Annotated in this window: 12 protein-coding genes; 6 read left to right on the forward strand and 6 right to left on the reverse strand. The window is 62.9% G+C overall.

Annotated features, from left to right (window positions below):
- Nucleotides 1-158 precede the first annotated feature (158 nt).
- From HCA61_RS18660 to HCA61_RS18670, 3 genes are all read left to right on the forward strand, one after another.
- Entirely contained in the window at nt 159-3,605 is a 3,447-nt protein-coding gene (locus tag HCA61_RS18660) for a hypothetical protein (protein WP_169689698.1), read from the forward strand.
- Nucleotides 3,602-8,566 (forward strand): DEAD/DEAH box helicase, encoded by a 4,965-nt coding sequence (locus HCA61_RS18665; protein ID WP_169689699.1) that lies wholly within the window; start codon nt 3,602-3,604, stop codon nt 8,564-8,566. The genes HCA61_RS18660 and HCA61_RS18665 overlap by 4 nt, the downstream gene beginning before the upstream one ends.
- A 595-nt stretch (nt 8,567-9,161) precedes the next feature.
- Nucleotides 9,162-9,563, forward strand: coding sequence for a hypothetical protein (locus tag HCA61_RS18670; RefSeq protein ID WP_169689700.1), 402 nt, complete (start codon nt 9,162-9,164; stop codon nt 9,561-9,563).
- A gap of 254 nt (nt 9,564-9,817) precedes the next feature.
- On the opposite strand, the gene HCA61_RS18675 is transcribed toward HCA61_RS18670, so the two are convergent.
- Complete coding sequence (locus tag HCA61_RS18675; protein ID WP_169689701.1) at nt 9,818-10,822, reverse strand: Abi family protein; 1,005 nt, start codon at nt 10,820-10,822, stop codon at nt 9,818-9,820.
- Between the two features lie 600 nt (nt 10,823-11,422).
- Nucleotides 11,423-11,764 carry a hypothetical protein gene (locus tag HCA61_RS18680; protein ID WP_169689702.1) on the reverse strand — a complete coding sequence of 114 codons (342 nt, stop codon included), beginning with the start codon at nt 11,762-11,764 and terminating at the stop codon, nt 11,423-11,425.
- Between the two features lie 309 nt (nt 11,765-12,073).
- On the opposite strand from HCA61_RS18680, the gene HCA61_RS18685 reads away from it, so the two are divergent.
- Nucleotides 12,074-12,289 carry a hypothetical protein gene (locus HCA61_RS18685; RefSeq protein ID WP_169689703.1) on the forward strand — a complete coding sequence of 72 codons (216 nt, stop codon included), beginning with the start codon at nt 12,074-12,076 and terminating at the stop codon, nt 12,287-12,289.
- A 1,205-nt stretch (nt 12,290-13,494) separates the two neighbouring features.
- On the opposite strand, the gene HCA61_RS18690 is transcribed toward HCA61_RS18685, so the two are convergent.
- The 4 genes from HCA61_RS18690 to HCA61_RS18705 all read right to left on the reverse strand — a co-directional run bounded on the left by HCA61_RS18690 (nt 13,495) and on the right by HCA61_RS18705 (nt 16,123).
- Entirely contained in the window at nt 13,495-14,295 is an 801-nt protein-coding gene (locus HCA61_RS18690; protein ID WP_206040290.1) for a hypothetical protein, read from the reverse strand.
- Nucleotides 14,292-14,549, reverse strand: a complete 258-nt coding sequence (locus tag HCA61_RS18695) for a hypothetical protein (protein WP_169689704.1) — start codon at nt 14,547-14,549, stop codon at nt 14,292-14,294. The genes HCA61_RS18690 and HCA61_RS18695 overlap by 4 nt, the downstream gene beginning before the upstream one ends.
- 168 nt (nt 14,550-14,717) lie before the next feature.
- The gene (locus HCA61_RS18700) at nt 14,718-15,488 is read right to left on the reverse strand and encodes a helix-turn-helix domain-containing protein (RefSeq protein WP_169689705.1); all 771 of its coding nucleotides are present in this window, start codon (nt 15,486-15,488) and stop codon (nt 14,718-14,720) included.
- 224 nt (nt 15,489-15,712) lie between these two features.
- On the reverse strand, nt 15,713-16,123 hold the full coding sequence (locus HCA61_RS18705) for an SgcJ/EcaC family oxidoreductase (protein ID WP_169689706.1): 411 nt from the start codon (nt 16,121-16,123) through the stop codon (nt 15,713-15,715).
- Between the two features lie 261 nt (nt 16,124-16,384).
- Between HCA61_RS18705 and HCA61_RS18710 the strand changes: the two genes are divergently transcribed.
- Both HCA61_RS18710 and HCA61_RS18715 read left to right on the forward strand, forming a co-directional pair.
- Nucleotides 16,385-17,581, forward strand: a complete 1,197-nt coding sequence (locus HCA61_RS18710; RefSeq protein ID WP_240959817.1) for a hypothetical protein — start codon at nt 16,385-16,387, stop codon at nt 17,579-17,581.
- Nucleotides 17,568-20,393, forward strand: coding sequence for an FtsW/RodA/SpoVE family cell cycle protein (locus HCA61_RS18715; RefSeq protein WP_169689707.1), 2,826 nt, complete (start codon nt 17,568-17,570; stop codon nt 20,391-20,393). The genes HCA61_RS18710 and HCA61_RS18715 overlap by 14 nt, the downstream gene beginning before the upstream one ends.
- Nucleotide 20,394: the final 1 nt, after the last annotated feature.

The following is a 20,394-nucleotide window of genomic DNA, read 5'->3' on the forward strand; positions in this document are numbered from 1 at the left end:
CTCCTCCTGCTCGTGAAGTCCATGTTCTGGGGCAGTTCTTCGCATGGTTAACAGTGGTGCACGGTTCGGCGATGTCCCTCTGTGACACCGTCTGCGCGTCCTGAATGTCGGACTTGTCGGTGGTGTGTGGCACAGTCGCGTTCCGACGCGATGGTGGGATGCGTAGTGGAGGGGAGAAGTACACGTTGGGCGATCAGTCGTTCCGGAGCCGTTGGCTGTCGGACAAGGAATTCGAGGTTCGACAACTCCTGGAACGCGCATCACTGGTGGTCGAGATCAATCTGAGTGAGGACGATCTACGCCAGATCCAACTGTTCTACGGCGAACGGGTTGCGAATGCCGTGAGGACCGATGTTCCGGTAACGACGGTTATCAGGAGGTTCCCGGCTCTGACGCTCGCGATCCTCGTCGGGCAGGCTGCGTTGCGCTACGAGCAGACGCGATACTGGGACGAGTTCTTCACCGAACTCGGACTCGACCGTGATGAGGCTGTAGCAGACGTCTTCCGTCACGAGTTGCGGCAACTTCTCAGGAAGTTCGGTCTCCGTGACTTCCCGGAACTGGCCAACGACTACGTGCAACTCATGGCCTTGCACAGCGGCCTTCCGGTGTATTGTCTCGGCGACGTCCTCGACACGATCGAGAACCGCATGCTGGCGGGCGACGAAGTATCGGGTGCAGCACTGATCGAGTGGTGGATGGAGCCGGGGAAGTCTTATCGCTTCAGAGAGCTCGATGCGCCTGCTCGGAACTTCGTGCAGCTCGGTGGCGAGCTTGCGGTGAACCTGCTGGATCGAATCTGCGATTTTGCCGAGTACACGGTCGTTACAGAGGGGTGGGCCGAACAATCCATCGACCTCGACACCGGCAACACCGGACTCCCGACGATCATGCTCGATGCGCTGGTTGCGAGGCTGACGGACAACCCGATCGGGTCTGGACTCGGAACGGTGGCTCCGCGTCGCAAGCGTCGTCGCCGCGCATCGGTTGTTCTCTCACCCGACGAACGTCAGGTTCTCGTCGAAGTTCCCTATCCGTCAGCGGATGGGGACCTGCCGTGGAGGGTTTCGTTCGACGGCAGCACTCGAGATGTCTACGCGGAGCGCGGATGGGGTGTCGGTACGGGGCAGGAACATCCCCCGACGCCCATTGCAGTTCCGTCTCCGGTCCGCGAGATCGTCCTTCGGCACGATGCCAGTGGGGAATCTGCAACCCTTCCCCTCATCGACAAGATGGACCCGTTGCTCGTTTTCGAGCTCGACGGGCGACGCATCACGAAGCTTGAATCGCTGCCTGACGAGTCGGTGGTGGTGATCCATCCGCGAGACGCGAGGATCGTGGATGCCGATTACAACGAGGGCATCGCCCCGAAGTCGGAGTGGGGAACACCTGTCGGCTGGGAAGGTTGGGCTTGCAACGAGTACGACTTGTCGCAGATCGGGGCTTTCGCGCTCGAACGCGCTGGTCGCGCTTCCGCGAGAGTTGCCCACCGAGTCCGCAATACGGTCGCGCCCAGGTTGCATCTGGGCGAGCCCATCGTCGGAGTTCACGCACTCAACGGCCTGACCGTCTACGGTGAGCGACCGGCGATCGATCTGCCCGCAACGTCATCGAAGAACCGGCTGGATTGGCGTGTTCAGGTCAGGCGATCGGGCAGTCGACAGTGGCTTATCGACGAATGGTGGACCAGTTCCGACGAGGTTACGACGGTCGACCCGTTTTCGGGCTACGGTGCTGGTGTCTTGGGGCTGTACGAAATCATCGTCACGGGTTCCTCCGGCGTCGACCTTCCCTGCCAGACACTGTTCTTGGCCGAGGGCCTGGATATCAGCCTCTCCGAGGCATTCCGGTATCCGACCGATGGCGGATTGTCCGAAACCACCGTCGAGATCTCGACTTCTCATGGGTTGTCGGTCAATGTCGAACAATTGGTCCTCGAGACCTCCCGTCGCGATGCGACCGTCGATGTCTCGGATGGGGACCACACCGCACGGCTTCGTATCCGACCTCCGCACGCCGAGATTCGAGTCGACCCGTACGGCGCGCCCGCGCAATGGAGAACCACTGCGGTAGTGATGACGCCTGCCGAACTGGACGAGGAACTGACTCTGGGCCTTCGGCTGGATGCCGACGTGACGGTGGAGTTCGCGCTGGTGGACGCAGCCGACGAGGTCCTTTTCAGCGTGACTCCGGCGAGCCGAGGCGGAGGGATCCATACGCAATCGAGCCGAGTCTTCTTCGACGTCGCACGCGATCTCGACGAATGCTGGGTGGTCGCTCTGATCGACGAAGTGATCGACGAGCAGGTCTACACCACGACGGTGCACATCGCCTACGTGCGACCGACAGCGCTGTACGGGTCTGTATCGCTTCTCGACGGTTCGCTGCTCATCGATGATCTTGCCCAGGTCGATGACGTGGCAGTGAATGTTTGGATGACGACCGCACCGTGGCGCCGCGCTCGCACCGTGGAGGTTCACGGTCCGCGCGTTGCTCTCCCTGATGACCTTGTCGATTCGGGACCGCTGCTCATTCAAGTGTTCGTCGATGACCCATGGGTTTCCCTTCCGGTCCCGGAGTGGCCGGACTCTACGGCAATTCGACTCGACCAAGCGGGTTGGGTGCATGACGAGCATCCGGGTCGCGACGCTCTGTCTCGCTTCCTGGCCGGTGTCGGGGAAGTACCTGAACAGACCGATATCGTCGCCGAAGTCTGGACTGCCCTCTCGGTACTGCCGGACGATACGACCACGCTTCCGTTGCGGCGCTCGCTCTCGTACCTTGCGCGGATCAACTCGCGTGAGGCACTGAATGCAATCGGTAACAGCACAATCTCGTCCGCAGAGATGATGGACCTCGTCATACGCACCGGCCTTGTCAGACGACCGTTCACAGCAGACGACACCGCGAACGAACTTCATGCCCACCCTTGGGTCGGGTGCATGGTGGAGATGGCCGACCTCCCTTCACTTTTCGAGCGTCGACATCTTGTGGATGCCGAAAGGGAAGAAACGTTGGCGTACTTGGGGGACAAGGGCGGGCCTATGCTTATGGACCTACTTCGGTCCGGCCGATCGGATGAGATCGCTTCCGGCGTATTCAGTGCAGCGCAGGTCGGCTGGGACTCGATGGGGGACGAGGCGATCGACGCACTGGCAGAGGCATCTCAGCTCGTGCCGGGCGCTCTGCTCGACCTCGACACGCGGGTTGTCGGCACATTCGCTGCGTTCAGGGCTCGCCACAAACTTCGCGAACTTGGGTGGGACGCGAGGTTCGTTTCCAAGATGTCCCGAGCGGTCGGTGTAGTGAACTCGTACTGCAGACCGGCCTACGACCAGTTGGGTCGACGTGCCGAGGCGCTGAGCGGAATCGCGATGGCAAGTCATCCGTGGTTGTACTTCTCGTTCGTCTCACTCCTCTTGGCGTTGATCGCCCGGCTTGAGGCGCATGACCTGGTCGGTCGGAGTGTCCTCAACGAGGAGAACACGGCCTTCTGGAGTGAGATCGCGCGGCTCTGCCCTGACGCTGTGATGTCGGACCTCCTCATCGCAGAAGCTTTGGTAACTCATGCACACAACGGAAATCTGATCGGAGACAACGAATGACCGCGCGCCTGGATCCCTTGGTCACCGGAGCCCAGATCGAGGCTGCCTACAAGCGCTATCTGAAAACGATGGTGGCGCCCAGCGACAGCGCAATGGCTGCCACGTTCGAGGACACGATCGACGACACCGATTTCCTGACCAAGGGGCCGATACTCGAACTCACACCGCCGTACAAAGCAGGGGCGTCGCTGCGGGATCTTGTCAACGAAGGAATCCTGCACCCAGACTTCGTCACGATCGACAGCGCCGCGTTGCCTATCGATCGGCCTCTGTATCAGCACCAGGAATCTGCCATCCGGAAGGTGGTGTCCGGACGGAATCTGGTTGTCTCGACAGGTACCGGCTCCGGTAAGACGGAGAGTTTCCTGCTGCCCATCCTCAACTCCCTCATTGCGGAGAAGGCGGCCGGCACCCTCGGCCCGGGTGTGCGGGCTCTGCTGTTGTATCCAATGAATGCGCTTGCCAACGATCAGCTTTCGCGTTTGCGAACGATACTCGCCGAGCACCCGGACATCACGTTCGGTCGGTACACGGGGGAGACGATCGAACAGGAGCGAGATGCGGTGCGAGACTTCCTTGCATCGAATTCGAGGAAGCCGCGGCTTCCCAATGAATTGCTCAGCCGTGACGAGATGCGCGAAAGACCGCCTCATATTCTGCTCACGAACTACGCGATGCTCGAGTATCTTCTGGTTCGCCCACTTGATCTCGAACTGTTCGACGGACAGTACGCAGGCAACTGGAAGTTCATTGCGCTCGACGAAGCGCACGTGTACGACGGCGCACAAGGTTCCGAAGTTGCGCTTCTTCTCCGCCGACTGCGCCAGCGCGTCGCACCGGGTACGTCCCTGCAGTGCATCGCAACGTCGGCCTCGCTCGACGGTGAACGGGCCGAAGCGATGACATTCGCGTCCAAACTGTTTCAAGCCGACTTCGAGTACGTCGCTGAGGACTCGGACCGGCAGGATCTCGTGACGGCAACGCGGCAGACGAGTCGTACGTCTCCCACGTGGACGATGAGCGACGAGGAACTGTTCCGCTGGTCGGCGGATGGTGCAGATCTCTCCGATCTTGCAGCGCGGTCTCGTTCGGGCGACGCCGCCGACGCATTGCATGATGAGAAGACGATCGCCGATCTTCGAGCACGATTGAGCGCCGGAGCCGATAAGCCCAAGCCAAGGGACGCGCGTGAACTCGCCGCTGATTTATGGCCGGACGACCCGAACGCCTGTATCAAACTCGAAGCTCTCGTGGCGCTCGGTTCGAAGATTATCGACGACACCGGAAATCCGGTGTTGTCTGCGCGCTACCACATGTTCGTGCGGGCCACGGAAGGAGCGTTCGTCAGCTTCGCGGATGCTGGTCCTCGGATCTTCCTTGGGCGGCGTGAAGTCGATCCTGAAACCGGGCGTGCTGTTTTCGAATTCGGGACCTGTCAACGGTGCGGGGCTGTGCATCTGGCTGGTGAAGTAACGCAAGTAAAAGGGCAGCAGTACTTTGCTCCCAGCAAGACGAGCGATGAATCGGTGCGGTGGCTCGTTCTCAGTGACGGCGCCGCCGACGTGACCGTCGACGAGGACGAGCAGACTCTGTCCGACGAGAAGCCGTCCGATGACCCCAGCGTTCGGTATCTCTGTACCTGCTGCGGCCTCCTTGCAGACACAGGCGGGCAGTGCACAAACGTGACGTGCGTCGGTGGAACGGTTCGTCGCGTTCGTCAGCACACGGCGCCGACATCTGTCATGAGCAAGTGCACCGAATGCGGGGCGCAATCGCGACAGGTTATTCGCAGGCTTCGAACCGATGTGAACGCTGCTCCCGCCGTGATCACTACTGCACTCTATGAGCAGCTTCCCGCTGCGACAGACGAGACCGTGCAGGAAGTCGGTGATGGCAGGAAACTCTTGGCGTTCTCGGACTCTCGACAGGCTGCCGCATTCGCTGCTCCGTATCTCGAACGTACATACTCCAGACTGTTGGAACGTCGCTACATCAATCTTGCACTGCAGGAGCCGAAGGCCGAGGGGAAGGACATCTCGCTTCGAGACGTTGCACGTTTCGCGACGAAGAATGCGGAATCAGCGGGACATTTCGACACCGATATGACGGAGCTCGAGATCGAAGAGTTCGTCAACACATGGGTGATGAGTGAGGTCATGACGACCGAGCACCGCCAGTCACTCGAAGGGCTCGGGTTGATGCGCGTTGCGATGAGTCGTGTGGATGGATCGATGCCACCGAAGGCACTGGCCAAGATCGGTTTGAGTGTCGACGAAGCGTGGGGCCTTCTCGATGAGCTCCTCAAGACGGTTCGTCAGCAGGGCGCGATCAACCTCCTGGACGAGGTCGACGTCATGGACGAACACTTCGCGCCGCGAAACGTGCGTATTCGGCTTGCACGGATCGGTTCGGATCCAGCGAAACGCGTACTCAGCTGGCTTCCGAGTGGGCGACCAGGCACGACGAACAATCGAGTGTTGTTCGTGCAGAAGGTGTTGGAATCGATCGGTTCTCCATTGTCTGTGCAGGACGTCCTTGACGGATGCTGGGATTTCTTCAAGGCCAACGACCTGCTCGTCGATGAGTCGGACAAGCGAGCGTCGGGTGTCTATCAGGTCAACCACCGGAAGCTCCGAGTGCGCAACGGGCTCGACTGTGAATGGTTCCGATGCGACACCTGTCGCAGGGTGACAGCGTTCTCGGTCCGATCGGTATGTCCCAACAGTGCATGTGCAGGCAAGCTTCTACCGTTCGAGATCCCGGAAGTGCGCCAAGACAGCAATCACTATCGACACCTGTACCGGACGCTGAACACCGCTCCGCTGACTGCCATGGAGCACACCGCGCAGTGGGACTCGAAGAAAGCTGCAGAGATTCAGAACGACTTTGTCGCCGGCAAGATCAACGTCTTGTCGTGTTCCACCACGTTCGAACTCGGCGTCGATGTCGGTGATTTGCAGACAGTCGTGATGCGCAACATGCCGCCGAAGACGGCCAACTACGTCCAGCGTGCCGGCCGAGCCGGCCGACGTGCGGCGTCGGCAGCGTTGGTTCTCACATATGCAACACGCAGCTCGCACGATCTTGCCAAGTATCAGCGGCCGGAATCCATGATCGCCGGAAATATGCGTATTCCGTGGATCCCTATCGACAACGAGCGGATTGCCCGGCGTCATGCGCATTCCATCGCGCTGGCCGCGTTCTTCCGGCACTGCTACGAAGTCGAGAAGCTGACATGGAAGCATGCCGGTCCCTTCTTCCTGCAGACAGAGGGAGCTGACGCACCGTCCACCCGTGTGAGGAGTTTCCTGACTCCTGTACCGGACGACGTACGACGTGCCCTCGAACAAGTGATTCCGGAGACGCTGCGAGATGCCCTCGATCTCGACGGAGGCAAGTGGGTCGACGAGTTGTGTGCTCTCCTCGACAAGGCTCAGGGCGATCTCGAAGTCGATGTGCAGACATTCGAGAGCTTGATCGACGACGCAGTGAAATCCCGCAAGTTCGGTGACGCCAACCGACTCGAGAAGACTGTCAACACAATCCGTGGACGTCAGTTGCTCGGGTACCTGGCGAACAAGAACATTCTGCCCAAGTACGGATTTCCGGTGGACACAGTGGAACTGCAGACGGTTCACTGCCAGGAGCCGATCGGTACGAGACTCGAGTTGTCGCGTGACTTGAGGCAGGCAATCTATGACTATGCGCCCGGAAATCAGGTCGTCGCGGGCGGGAAGGTGTGGAGATCGCGGGGGATTCGAAAGATCCCGCGGTACGAACTCGAACAGCGGGAGTACAGAGTCTGCGAGAAGTGCAAGAGGTTTGAATCGGCACTGACGCTGTCTGCCAAGGAGGTTTGCGATGGCTGCGGAGCGCGACTGGACATGCCGCGCAAGTTCATCGTGCCCGAGTTCGGATTTGTTGCTGACCGCAAGGCGACGGATGTGTCGACCGCGCCACCCGAGCGCCGCTGGTCCGGGCGTAGTTACGTGGAGGACACCGGTGACGTCCTTTCGCCGTTCTTCTGGCCATCGAGCGAGAACCCCCGTGTCTGCGCGACACCCGGCACGCGAGCGACACTCGCGGTCGTTGCAGATGGCGGTGGGTGGAAGGGATTCTCGGTCTGCGACTGGTGTGGATGGGCAGCACCCCGGAGCGAAAGTAAGGGGAAGAAAGGGTCGGCTCATGAACAGCCGATGACAGGTCGAGCATGTAATGGCCCGATGAAGATTTTGTCGCTTGCGCACCGGTATCAGACCGATATCGCGGAGTTCACCTTCGAAGGACTCGGATACGCCGGCGATGACGAAGGTCGCTGGCTGTCGGTGTTGTATGCACTGCTGGAAGGAGCTTCCGAAGCGCTCGAGATCAGTCGCGACGACATCGACGGTGCGCTGTCCTGGGACGGGCGCGGTCACCGCAGTTTGGTGCTGTTCGACACTGTTCCCGCTGGAGCCGGTGTGGCAAAGAGGATCGCAGAGAATCTGGACAGGGTGCTCGTCGCTGCCGCTCATCGAGTCGCCAACTGCGATTGCGGTGAGGAAACTTCGTGCTACGGGTGTCTCCGCTCCTATCGGAACGCACGATCGCACGAACAGCTTTCCCGCCGTGCAGCTCTCGATGTTTTCACGAACGCCGGTATGCTCGTCACCGATTCCGAGTCGGGTGTGCCTGCGCTCATCTCTGATGAATGGCTTACTGCAATCGAACTCGCAGATCTTGAGGCGCGGCCGGTATTGGAATCGCTGGCAAAGCTGGGAGCTCCGGTACCGGACATCGGGGCAGAGGTTGGACCGTTATATTGGCCGGTCGAAGCCTTCTGGGCAACGAGGAAACTGGCTGCCGTTCTGGACAGCGACACAGAGCGTGACGAATGGTTGATGGCGAACGGTTGCGACGTTGTGGCGATCGTCGAAGTCGACGCTGGGGAACTTGCGGTGAGGCTTATCGGAACGACTTAGCGCTGGTCGCCCGTGGCCGAGATTGCGAATCGTGTGGGGCTCGGCCACGGTGCCCGTACTTGTAGTTGATGGCGGTTTCGGGGCATTGCTGGCGGGGTAACGGCGAGTTGCGGCAGGCAGTTTCCGCATCGAGCCTGATGCCGTCGGCTGGTGTCTTGGTAGATGCCGATACCTACACGTTGATGACCCTGGTCGCGGCGGGTCGAGACGCCACCGATAATCATGTGGAAGCGGGTGCGGTCGAGCGGGGCGCATCGGCTGTAGCCTGCTGAGAATGGGCAGCGGAGTCCGTCGGCCTGGTTTGGGGCAGGCGAGACGAGGGCCTTGATACCCCTCGCGGAGACAGTGATTTCCGGTAGCGATTGAAATGTCGGTGTCGCAGATTATGGCCAGTCGATGAGGCTGATCGTCGCCCAATGGTTATACGAAGCTGAGTTGAGTTGACCTGCTGTGGCGCGAGTGATCGTCACAGTGGTGCCCTGTAGGCGGAAGTCGAGTAGTAGGCCGCTATTGAGCACCGCTGCGACGCCGGCATGATCACGCGCCACAATCAACCCCAGAACCGAGCGATCTTCGGCCAGGATCCTCAGCTCTGATGAGGCTCATCACCGGTGTCCGACGCGACCACGGTTACGGGCACCGGGCCGACTTGCTCGTTGCCCTCAAGGTGAGACTGAGCGGTGACAACGCCGGTTGCCATCATTTCGGCCAGCTTATGTCGATCTCTACCCTGGACATACTGGAGCAGGTCAAGAACATCCGTCGGGGTCGCTTTGAGGATGGCGCGCCATCCCTGAATATGCTGCTCGCTCAAGTACTCACGCAGGCTTTCTCCATCCAGCCCGGCATCCAAAGCCACGTGCCTCAGGTGCTGCGCCAGCGTCCGGGACTTCACATCTCGAACGAGCAGAGCAATCGCGGGACTGTCCGAACAGCGATGGGTACGAATGGACGGCCGGTGTTCACTGCGGTGATGGCCGCCCTCGCCCGGTTCTAAGCGCACGACCTGCTGAGTGATTCGTTGTCTCCCGGCCTGCTCGAAACGTGGGGGCGGCTCGCAGCACGGTGCCCGACCCTTGTGCCGACGGATTTGCTTCTGGCGGAAGCGGTAGTGACGCATCATCGTTGCGGAAACTTGATCGATGATTCGACCGTGCATGAATCGGAGCGTCAGCGTCGTTGGCGTCGAGCGTTCGGTCGGTGACCGCAGTTTCCGCCGTGGTGCGCAGCGCACCTCGTAGTGACTGTTTCTTACTCGATGTGCCGGCTCCAGAAATCGTTGTCTGCCCAGTCTGCCGGGACGCCCATCCCGGCCAGGTTCATCCGTGGGCGGGTGCGGAACAACTCGTGGAGGCGCTGGGCCCAACTGCTCCGGGGCGACACAGCGTCAAGTACGGACTGCATCGACACCAGCACCGGGTAGAGGCGCTTGCGTGATCGCTCGGGCAGAGCGTGTGGTCCTTCCAGCCATGAAATGGTGGGTGAGTTCGGGATGGCAGGATAGACACCGAGACCGACATTCCACAGTCGCCCGTGGTGCGCGCAGATGTTCCGCACACGCACGTAGGTCTGCAGCCGGGACTCCAGTACGGGCGCGGTCAGGCCGATACTTGTGGCGATCGCTGTCCGGTCGGCGCGCCGGGTCAGGTTGCGGGGCGCATTGGCCAGCTGCCCGATCGTCAGTGTCTCGACCATGAGCCAGGACGGTGGGAGTTCGGGCGAGTGGTAGGTCGTCAGGTAGTGTTCGATCGCTGAGCGATGGACCAACGCATCTTCCCCGGCATCCGGGGCGCCGCGCAACCGATCGTCGCAGGTGATCTGCACGATCTTCAGCAGTTTGGTGTGTGTGCCCGGGTGTCGGAAGTGGTCGGGGTTGGTGTACCAGTGGGGGTCGGCATACGCCGTCGACATGTGGTCGGTCAGCGCTGCACGGACGGCGACTTCGATGCGCTCGAGCGCGTCCATGACCAACAACCGCAGTGCCCGGTCGAAGACGTAGAGGTCGAGCACATCGTCGAACGCCGTGCCGTCGCGAAAGCGATGGTCGGGTCGCCCCTGCTGAAAGGGGATGGTGTAGGGCGAGAGCCGGTAGTAGCCGATATGACGCAGGTATCGGCGGGCTCGATCCGGGTCCGGGATCTGCAGGCCGCGATCGGAGAGGCGGCTGACGAGCTCATCGAGGCTCAGTGCCGGCTTGTCGTAGTCGAGGGAGCCGCGAGGCCGCGGTGGTCGGGGTGTGTGCGGGCGTCGAGCCACGAGAGTGTTCCTTCCGACCCTGGACAAAGAAAATCCCCCAAGTGCGCATCGTGGAGAGGCGTGGGGGATGTGGTGGCGCCAGGATAGCACGAGTACAGGTCCGCGGGGCGCTTCTTACCTCGGGCTCGGGAGGGGTACTGCTCGGCGCAGCGGCGGAGAGCATTCTCCCGGGCACGCTCATGCCGCGACCACCCGCCGACACGGACACCGCGCCGCCCGTCCGTGCGCGTCGTCGGGAAGCCACCCGCACTCGTCGCACTTCCTGCATTTGTCGGGCACTACTGACGGCACAGCAAGTCCTTGCCAGAGCAGTATCCTCGCCTGCGCGAAGCGCGTGGGATCGCTCGGCCGATGGACCGCTTTCGCCGCTGCGACCAGCTTCGACACCCCGTGCGTCTCGATCAATCGCCCGATCGCGGCCGCTGCATTCGGTTTGAGATACGCGAATGTCGCCGTCAGTCCCGCGTACTGCCATGCCGCCGCGATGCCAGCGATGTCGGATCCGAGCGGAACGTGCAAAGGCCTTGATGGGCTGTGATATTCAAGTGTGTTGTGAATATTTCTTGTGCGCAGTTCTTACAAATCGGACTGGCCTTCGAGTCAGTCAGTGATGCCCAGCTCGCGCAACAGGGATTGGAAGATGGGTGATTCTCCATCCCCGTTCTTCGCGCCCAAAGTGGCGCTCGGCAGGGCTGCTTTCGCAGCGGGAAGGATATCGGGGAACGTCTTGAGCAGTACCTCGATGAGTTGAACGGCCATATCCCGATCCAGCTGGATGGATTGGCTGCTCTTCGGCTTGGACTTGCGGTGGTCGGATCCGAACGTCGACAGATGGAGTAGGTGCAGTCCGTCGTCATCGATGACGTTGTAGAAGCAGTCGACTTCACTGTCATGGGCGCGGATATTCTGCGTACCTTCGGCGATGGAACGGATTCGGGCCATGGCACGGATTGTAGCGAGCCTTACGAAGGGTTCCGCGGGCGCGTTGATCTCCGTGATTCACCGCCAAACGAGTGATCCGTGGTTGAGTATTTTGCCGATTTGCCTTGGCCAGGATCTGGTCGGTCGTCTTGGTTCATACGAACGGAGCGCATTGAATCGCCTGAGTTCTCCGGTGGCTCGGATATCTGGATCCGACCTCAGCTGGGTTGACGTAGATGCCGGTGGGGGAAGTCGGTCGATCTGTAACGCTCTGCGTAACAGCGTCGATAGGGGGCTCGAACGGCTCATCGAAACGAGGAGGACACGTACGTGATTCGCAAGTTGTTGGTGGTGGCCGCTGCAACCACAGCGATCGGATTCGCCGGCCCGGCGACTGCGACTGCCGCACCGCTCGAAGGACCGTGGCCGATCGCGCCCTGTTCGGCCAACCCCTTCGCCCCGGACTGCCTGGTCAGCGCGCTTACCGATTTCCTGAAGGTCGGGTCGTCCGGTTCCGGTTCGGCTGGTTCGATCTCGGCCGACTGACTTCGTTTTCGAGAAGAAGGGCGCCCGACCTCGTGCAGAGGCGGGCGCCCTGGCTTGTGATGCACGCACACGAGCATCAGCCGGGCGGCTACGAGAAGTTCTGAATCCCGACCGCCCCGAGTAGGCGGAGCTTCTCCACCGCTCCGGTCCCCGCCCGACGAAACCCACTGGCTCACCGATGCCGTTCGTCCCGACGTCGACGTCGTCGAGTAGGTGCTCGACCTTCGTCTCTCTGGGCGCGCGCCGCGCGGAAGCGTTCGCACAAGGGAGGGGGTCTCAGGAGCTCGGTTGCGCTCGGCTCGCCGACGAGTTCTCGGTCGTGCGGGTTCTCGTGAAGGTGTTCGACCAGGCCGAAGAGTGTGTTTGGTTCGGAGATCAGCATGTGGGCCATAATCGCGACGAGGTTGTCGGAGTCATGCTGAGTGCGGAGAGGTACCGGGACAGTCGATGTGGTGGCCAGATCTATGACCGGGTGAGGCGTGGACCCGGCGCGTACTCCCAAGTCCCCAGGTGAGATTCGCGCAATGTCGTCCCAGTGGAGAAACAGATCGGATTCACGAATCGAGAACAGGATTCGTCGACGCGTGTGCCGCCTGATGCCTTTTGGGTAAATGTGCAACACCGTGGTGAATCGTACCGAGGTCAGCAGCAAGGTTGCGGTACCGGTGACTGCTGTGCCAATTGCTGAGAAGATCGCGACCTGCCGGGGGTCGCGTCCGAATGGCACGAGGCTTTCGCTGACACCGACCAGCGAACTGATCCAGATGGCGAGGCCATAGGCGGTAACTCCTACGAGCGCTACGGTCAGGGCTGGAATCAATGATCTGCTCATCGGTACAGTCACGCCTGGTCCGTGTTCGCTGTGGGTGTGACGCGAAATTCGCCGGGGAAGGCCAACGTGCCGGAAGCCGGATTCCTGGAAGAGACCAACACATATCAGGAGCGCAGCCAGGCTCACTCCAGCAAATCCGATGGCAGTGAGTGACTCGCCGTCGCACGCCCCGTTCCACGCAGCGGCTGCGCTGACCACAGCGGAAAGTGCAACGACTGCCGACGCAGCGAGCTGCATGGGGCGGAGGGCTTGTGGCCAGGGCTGAAAACCAGGCGGAACGTGGGCGCCTGCGGCGCGTTCGGGAGCTGTCTTGCGGTTCGGGGTGTACATGTTCGATTCCTCGTGGGCTATGAGGCGTCCTGGGGCTGGAGTGTCAGTTCCAGGCAGCCTGAGCTCCTTTCGAAACACCCCAGGTGAAGAGACCGCCAACCGCGGCACCGATGAGTAGCCCTGCCGCCGTTCCGATTCCGGGCACAATGGCAGTGCCGATGATCCCGCCAAGTTTGGTTCCCGCGTAGGTTCCCGTCGCGAAACCTACGGCAGAACCTGCACCTTCTGTGATTACTGCTTTGGTGGGATCCATCCCACCCTCGATGTCGTTGTTGATGGCCGGTATGGTTCCGAGCATCGCAGCGAACGGGCCGAGTCCTCTGGCGATACCGCGTCCGATGTCGTCACCTGACGATAGGGTTGCGCTTTTCAAACCTTCCTTGGTTCCATCGGACATGAGTCCGATCGTGGACGCGGCAACGGTGGCGGGCACGTCCGGAACCAAAGAGAACTCCCTGCTCGCGGATTTGACGACCACTCCAGGCGCCGCCGCTTTGGCAGCGTCCTCCAGCACTACGACGGCAGCGCGGATCCGGCCGGTCGCATCGTCGGCTCCTGCCGCGGCCTGCTGAAGAGCGTCGACCAGTGCGACACTCAGTTCGGCGGCCTGGCGTGCGAGCTGGAGGGACGCAGTGTCGTAGGTCGCGCCGGATGGCAGCAGGGCGCGAAGTAGTGAGACCTGGTTCGCGGCGTCGCCTTTCCACTGCTCCGAGAGGACGTCGTGATCGTCGAGCGGCCCCCTCATGCGGTCGTCGAGTTTGTCGACGAGATCGTCGAGTGCGCCGGCGGTCGCCCGCAAGGCGTCGGGGTTCCATGCGGTAACGGACGTGACGCTCGGGCTCATGCGGGTACGTCCATGGCCGTGAGCGCTGCGACGAAGGCGGTCTCGACGACATCGCAGTCGCTTGCCGCACCGTACGAGTTGTCGGTGACTTCGAACGAGCGATGGCGGATGTTCGCCAGTGCTTGCGCGGTGGCGATGTAATCGCACGCAGCTGCAGCGCTGAAACCGGTGCCGAGAAATACTGATTGCGAGTGTGCGTATAGGGCGCGGATATTCCGTTTCTCGATGGCGTGCGGCTCTACGTGCAGCGTCACTACTGTCCCCCCGACAGAATCCCCCGATGTGTCCGGTCGGGACGATAGCAGAGCGAGTGGAGGGTTTCAGGTCCCGGTCGAGCGTAGCGGCCACAGGCACAGACAGGATGACAGCGTAGGGCGGCGGAATTTGCGGTGCGGCGAACGCGGAAGCTTGCCGCCTTTCGGTCAGGCAACCGCAAGTGCTCGACAACTGCATCTGACAGCGCGCCCGTGCTCGTCGTCAGGCAACCACCCGTACTCGTCGCACCTCCCGCACTTGTCCGGCACCATCCGCGGTTTCGCCAACCCTTGCCAGAGCGGGATCCACGCTTGCGCGAACCTCATCGGATCTGCCGGGCGATGCACCGATTTTGCAGTGGTAACCAGTGCCGATACGCCATGAACCTCGATCAGCTCGTCGATCGCTGCCGCTGCGTCTGCCTTGAGGTACGCAAACGTTGCTGTCAATCCCGCATGCCGACATGCTGCTGCGAGGCCGGCGATACCGGGACTGAGCGGGACGTTCAAAACCCGTGACGGGCGGTTGGTTTCAGTTCTTGGTCTATCAGTACTTATAAGAGCGCCTGGCTCACCGTCGTCCGCGTCGCCGCGCGTCGGTTTCTCAGGCCCCGGGCTGATGACAGGCTCTTCGTAGATGGTCTGAACGGTGCACCACTGGCCGAGCTCGTTCTGAAACCTCTCGCGCACGAGGTAGCCGAGTTCGGCGAGCTCGCGAAGTGCGGAGCGGATGGCGTCGCGGCCTTCCTTCGGTGACTGCGCGGCGATCGAGTCGGATCGGGTGCGCCAATCGTCCGGCTTCGACAGTAACCAGATCAGGACGCCACGCGCCCGGAAGGAGAGGCGGTCGTCGTTGAGGACGGCGTTACTGAGAATGGTGAAATTGCTGGCCAGGCGCGGTCCACGACGCACACCACCAGCCAAGGTATTCTTGGCCACGTTCGACTCCTTGATAGTCGGACAACCGGCCCGTCGGGAGTTGCAGCTCCTGGCGGGCCTCTTCACTTGTGACGCCGCTCGGATTGTCGGCGATCTTGGAATCTTGGCACTGTCCCTACAGTCAACGCAAGTGCTTGGTCGAATATCGCACGGATTTAAGGGTTCTCATCGACCGGTGCCGCATCGACATCGGGAGGACGCTCTCGCCGGACAGTGCCTCCGAACTAACTCGAGACGATGGTGTTCTGCCTCCTCCAGATGAGCCAGCGACCGTCCCGCCTCACGAAGACATACAGCGCGTTCATCTCCGGTGGATTACCGTCGTCGGCGTCCTGCTTCGTCGACCATGCGTTCTTCCGGGCGACGATGACGTCGGGGGAGAGGGTGGCGGCGTCGGTCAGTTCGTAGTAGGCCGTCGACTCGTTCAGGTAGCCGGCGGCGAGTGCGTCCTCCGAGACCTTCTGGATGACTGCGTGCCCGGAGAGGACCGCACCCCGCGCATTCACGACGATCGCGTCGTCGGCGAGATGAGCGTTCATCAGTGATGCGTCGTTGGTGTTGAAGCCCTCCTGCACGTCGCGGACGATCGCCTGGATCTGCTCGACGTCGTGGGGGTCTGGAGTGGTTGATGTCATGTGGGCGACAGTAGGACCTCGAGTGAACTCGAGGTCAAGGATTGAAATCCGGGTTTCGATGGGTACGAAATTCTGCTTTCCGGTGGACACTCTCAACCACCGCAGCCCAGCAGGGTTTCGCTGAAACCCGAGTCAACTCGTGGGCAAATAGCACACAATAGATTCAGGGAACGAATCATCAAGGGGGAAAGGTAGTTCAAGGTCAAATACTTTCCCGCTCCGGTCTGGTTTGCGGGAGGGCCGGCATTTGCGGGATGCGTGATGATCGAAGCAGTCTTGGGAGTTCATGCGACGGACTTCAAGAACGACGAGGCTCGATCCGGACCGCCCGTATGCGTCGACGACACGGGTGGTGTGGCGCTCGGGAGGCTGCTTGCCATTGCGACGCTGACCCCCGCGCAGGCCGCCTTGCTCGTCACGGATGTGGTCGATCAACTCGAACTCGCGCACGGCCGGGGCCGCCCCCCGATCCGGTTCCGAGACGGCGACGTGATGGTGTCCGACACCGGACAGCTCACGATCCGGTCCACCGGCGATGCCGGGTCCTGGGACGAGGCGCGCGACGTAGCGGCGCGTCTGCTTCACCGGATCGTGACGAACTGCCGCAGTGAGACACTTGCAGACCGAGTGGAGGTAGCGATCGCGGAATCGTCGGATCTCGTCGGTCTCGCGAGGCGGGTTCGTTACGCTGCCGCAACCGAATTCGACGACGCCGAGATCGGAAGGAAACGTTCACAACTCGCCGCACTCGTCACGGCTGTCAAGGGACGGGCTCGTACGGAGGACGCTGCGGCAGAACCGACGGACGTACCGATCCCGGCAACCGGCCGGAACCGTCGGCGTCCATCCGTGGGGAAGGTATGGCACCGCAAGAGGAGGCGGCCGTCGAAGCGCCGGGGCATTTTCGCGTTGCTCGCCGTCCTGATACTCGTCGGGATGGTGTGGGCGGCTCCCACCGCGTGGTCGGAGCTGAACCGGAGTTGGCGCACTCTCCTCGACCCGGTGGAGTCGTCGATGGACGATCGGATCAGTCCGGTCTCGCCGCCGGCCGAGCCGGAAACCGGACCCGGGCCCGTCGATACCGCTCTTCCGGGCGCCGCCGGCCCGATCACTCAGGTGGCCGCGACCTTCGCGAACGGCCCGTGCGAGGCAGGGCAGTCGTGCACCGTGCGGGTCGACGTGGGAGTCGACCCCGCGGCGAACGTCGGCGCGGTGACCTGGAATCCGACCGTCTACGACCGATGTACGGGCGCGACGCTGCCCGGTGCGGAGGTCACGATTCCGGTGCCGCCGGGTGCGCGGGAGGCATACGGCATCGGCAGCGTCGACCTGCCGCCGGGGTCGGCGCTTGCCGTCGCCGCGGTCACCACCGTCCCCGCCGCGACTGCGTCCGAACCGATGTACGTTCCCAGCGAGAACGCAACCTGCTCGCCCGGGAGCCCTCGTGACGGCGGGTAGGCGCCCCTCCGATCCGTGGCTTGTCACGGCGGCCGTCGCGCTGGTCGTCCTCGGCATGCTCAACATGATCTCGACGGGCATGTCGTCGCTCGCCGTGCGTCACGCCGTGCTCGCCGTCGTGGGGCTCGGCGCGATGTGGGCGGCCTCGCGCACGCGGATCGCTGCCCTGCGTCGTTTCGGGTGGGTGTCGTTCGCCGCTTCGGTGGTGCTGCTCGCGGCGGTGCCGTTGATCGGGATCGCGACGAAGGGCGCTCAGCGCTGGCTGAACCTCGGCGTGTTCACCCTCCAACCCTCCGAGATCGCCAAGCTCGCGCTCGTTCTGGTGCCCGCTTCGATCCTGGCCGTCGGGTACACGTTCGGCAGGTTCGTCCAAGTCCTGGCCGTGTCGTCGGTGCCGATCGTGTTGGTTGCGGTGCAGCCCGACCTGTCGACCGCCGTGGTGCTCGTGGCCACCGTGGTGCTCATGCTGATCCTGGCGCGGGTGCCGATGCGGACGTTGGGCCCACTGTTCGCGCTCGGGCTCGTCTCCCTGCCGCTGGCTGTGGTGTTCCTGCGTCCGTATCAGCTCGAGCGGATCCACGTGTTCCTGTCGAACGACGCCGACCCGCAGGGGTCGGGGTGGGCTGCGTGGCAGGCCGACATCGCGATCGGCAGCGCGGGATGGTGGGGCCTCGGACGAGAACCGGACTACGACCTGCGGGCTCAATATCTACCGGAATCGGAACACGACCTGGCCTTTGCGAGCCTGGTCTACGGGTGGGGCCTCGTTGCCGGCATGGCCGTCGTGGTCGCCGTCGTGATCATCGTGTGGCGTTCCGTGCTCGCCGCCCGGCTCGCACGGACCCGGGAGGGAGCACTCGTCGCGGCCGGCGTCGGCGGGGTGTTCGGTCTGCACACCGCGGTCTCGGTCGCCCAGAGCCTGTCGCTGCTGCCGCACACCGGCATGCCGATTCCGGTGTTCAGTTACGGTGGCACCGCCTCGATCGTCGGGTTCGTGTCCATCGGCCTGGTGCTCGCGGTACGCCGTGACGGTGTGACGCGCCCCCTATGGATGACCGAGCCCCACCGGAGACGGCTGCCGCGTGCCGTGCCGGCGGGCGCGGTGACGTTGACGGCGTCGCTGGTTGCGATGTCGGTGTTCGCGTGGCAGTTGCAGACCGACCACGGCACGGAACTGCGGGCGACGAGCGACACGCAGATGCTGCGCTGCATCCGCCTGCCCGCCGAGCGCGGTCACATCGTCGATCGGGCCGGTGTTCCGGTCGCGGCCAATGCCGCCGAGTACACCGTCGCGGTGGTCGCGCGGATGTTCGACGAGGGAGACCCGGCGGTGCGTGACGAGCTCGCTGCTCTGCTCGGTATCACCCCGGAACAGCTGAGGGAGGAGCTCCGGGGTAGCGATGGAGAGCTCCAGGTGACGCTCGGACGGGTCGGACCCGAGCAGGCCCGGGCCATCGTGGACGCCCAGCTGCCCTGGGTGCTCGTCTACCCGACGGGCCGCAGGCACTACCCGCACGGGGAAGTGCTGGCGTCGGTGCTCGGATACGTCGGGATCGCGGATTCACAGGACATGCAGGTCTGGCCGAATCTCGCCTTCGGATCGCGGGTCGGTAAGGCCGGGCTGGAGAGGCAGTACGACGCATTGTTGCGCGGCGTCGACGGCCGGCAGTGCATGTACGTCGATCCGTCCGGGCGTCCCGTCGGCACAGGGGAGCGGGTGGATCCGGTTCGGGGCCACGACCTGCGGCTCCACCTCGATCTCGGCATGCAACAAGCCGCGACCGATGCCCTCACCCAGGCTGTGCGCAGCAGCGGAGGCGACCTCGGCGCAGCGGTCGTGATGGACGCCCGCACCGGGGCTGTGCTGGCACTGGCCAGTGTGCCCGGCTACGACAACAACGTCTTCGGACCACCGGTCGATCCGGTGGCACTCGCGGCACAGACCGACGGTGACGGGCCGGGCCGCATGCTCAACCACGCCGTCCAGACGGCCGCACCTCCCGGCTCGACCTTCAAGATCGTGACTGCCTCGGCGAACGCGGCGTTCCACGTGCTGTCGCCGGACGCAGCCCTCGCCGGCGGCGCGGCCTACACCTACGGCGGGCACACGTTCGCGAACTGGCAACCGATGGGACCGAACAGCCTGCTCGGGGCGATCCAGTGGTCGGACAACGTGTACTTCTACCAGCTCGCCGACCTCCTCGGACCCGAACGCATCGCGACTACCGCCACCGAACTCGGGGTGGGCTCACGCTCGGGAATCGACCTGCCGAGCGAGTCCGAGGGCTTCCTCGGCACACCCGACAACGTCGGGAGTATCGGCGGAACCTGGTACCCGGGCTCGACGCTGCTGATGGGAATCGGTCAGGGCACCGTCACCGCCACGCCGCTGCAGGTGGCGCGCTGGACGTCGGGCATCGCCTCGGGCGCGACGGTGACCCCGCAGCTCGCGGCAGCATACGGACCCGCGGGCACTGTGCCTCTTCCCACCGCAGAACCTCGTCGGTTGTCCTTCGCGGACGAACTCGAACCTGTGCGAGCGGGGATGCGGGCGTCGGCGTCGGCCGGTACTGCCGGCCAACTCGCGAGCCTGCCGGTGCCGGCCGCCGCCAAGACCGGTACGGCGGAGGATCCGTCGGCGCCCGGAAAGGGCCTCAATGCCTGGTTCTCGGCGGTGGTACCTGCCGACGCACCGGAGGTCGTGGTGACGGCGTTGGTGCGAGGTGGCGGATTCGGGTCGGCGACGGCCGGGCCGGTCGTCAAGGGCATGCTCGAGCATTACCTCGCGCAGATCCGCACACCGAACCCCTGAG

The organism is Rhodococcus sp. HNM0563 (genome assembly GCF_012726195.1).
GTDB lineage: Bacteria > Actinomycetota > Actinomycetes > Mycobacteriales > Mycobacteriaceae > Rhodococcus.

Excerpts from the sequence above, each read along its gene's own strand:
- HCA61_RS18690 (WP_206040290.1), bottom strand. The coding sequence starts at position 14,295 with ATGAGCCCGAGCGTCACGTCCGTTACCGCATGGAACCCCGACGCCTTG.
- HCA61_RS18710 (WP_240959817.1), top strand. The coding sequence starts at position 16,385 with ATGATCGAAGCAGTCTTGGGAGTTCATGCGACGGACTTCAAGAACGAC.
- HCA61_RS18660 (WP_169689698.1), top strand. The coding sequence starts at position 159 with ATGCGTAGTGGAGGGGAGAAGTACACGTTGGGCGATCAGTCGTTCCGG.
- HCA61_RS18670 (WP_169689700.1), top strand. The coding sequence starts at position 9,162 with ATGAGGCTCATCACCGGTGTCCGACGCGACCACGGTTACGGGCACCGG.
- HCA61_RS18665 (WP_169689699.1), top strand. The coding sequence starts at position 3,602 with ATGACCGCGCGCCTGGATCCCTTGGTCACCGGAGCCCAGATCGAGGCT.
- HCA61_RS18705 (WP_169689706.1), bottom strand. The coding sequence starts at position 16,123 with ATGACATCAACCACTCCAGACCCCCACGACGTCGAGCAGATCCAGGCG.
- HCA61_RS18680 (WP_169689702.1), bottom strand. The coding sequence starts at position 11,764 with ATGGCCCGAATCCGTTCCATCGCCGAAGGTACGCAGAATATCCGCGCC.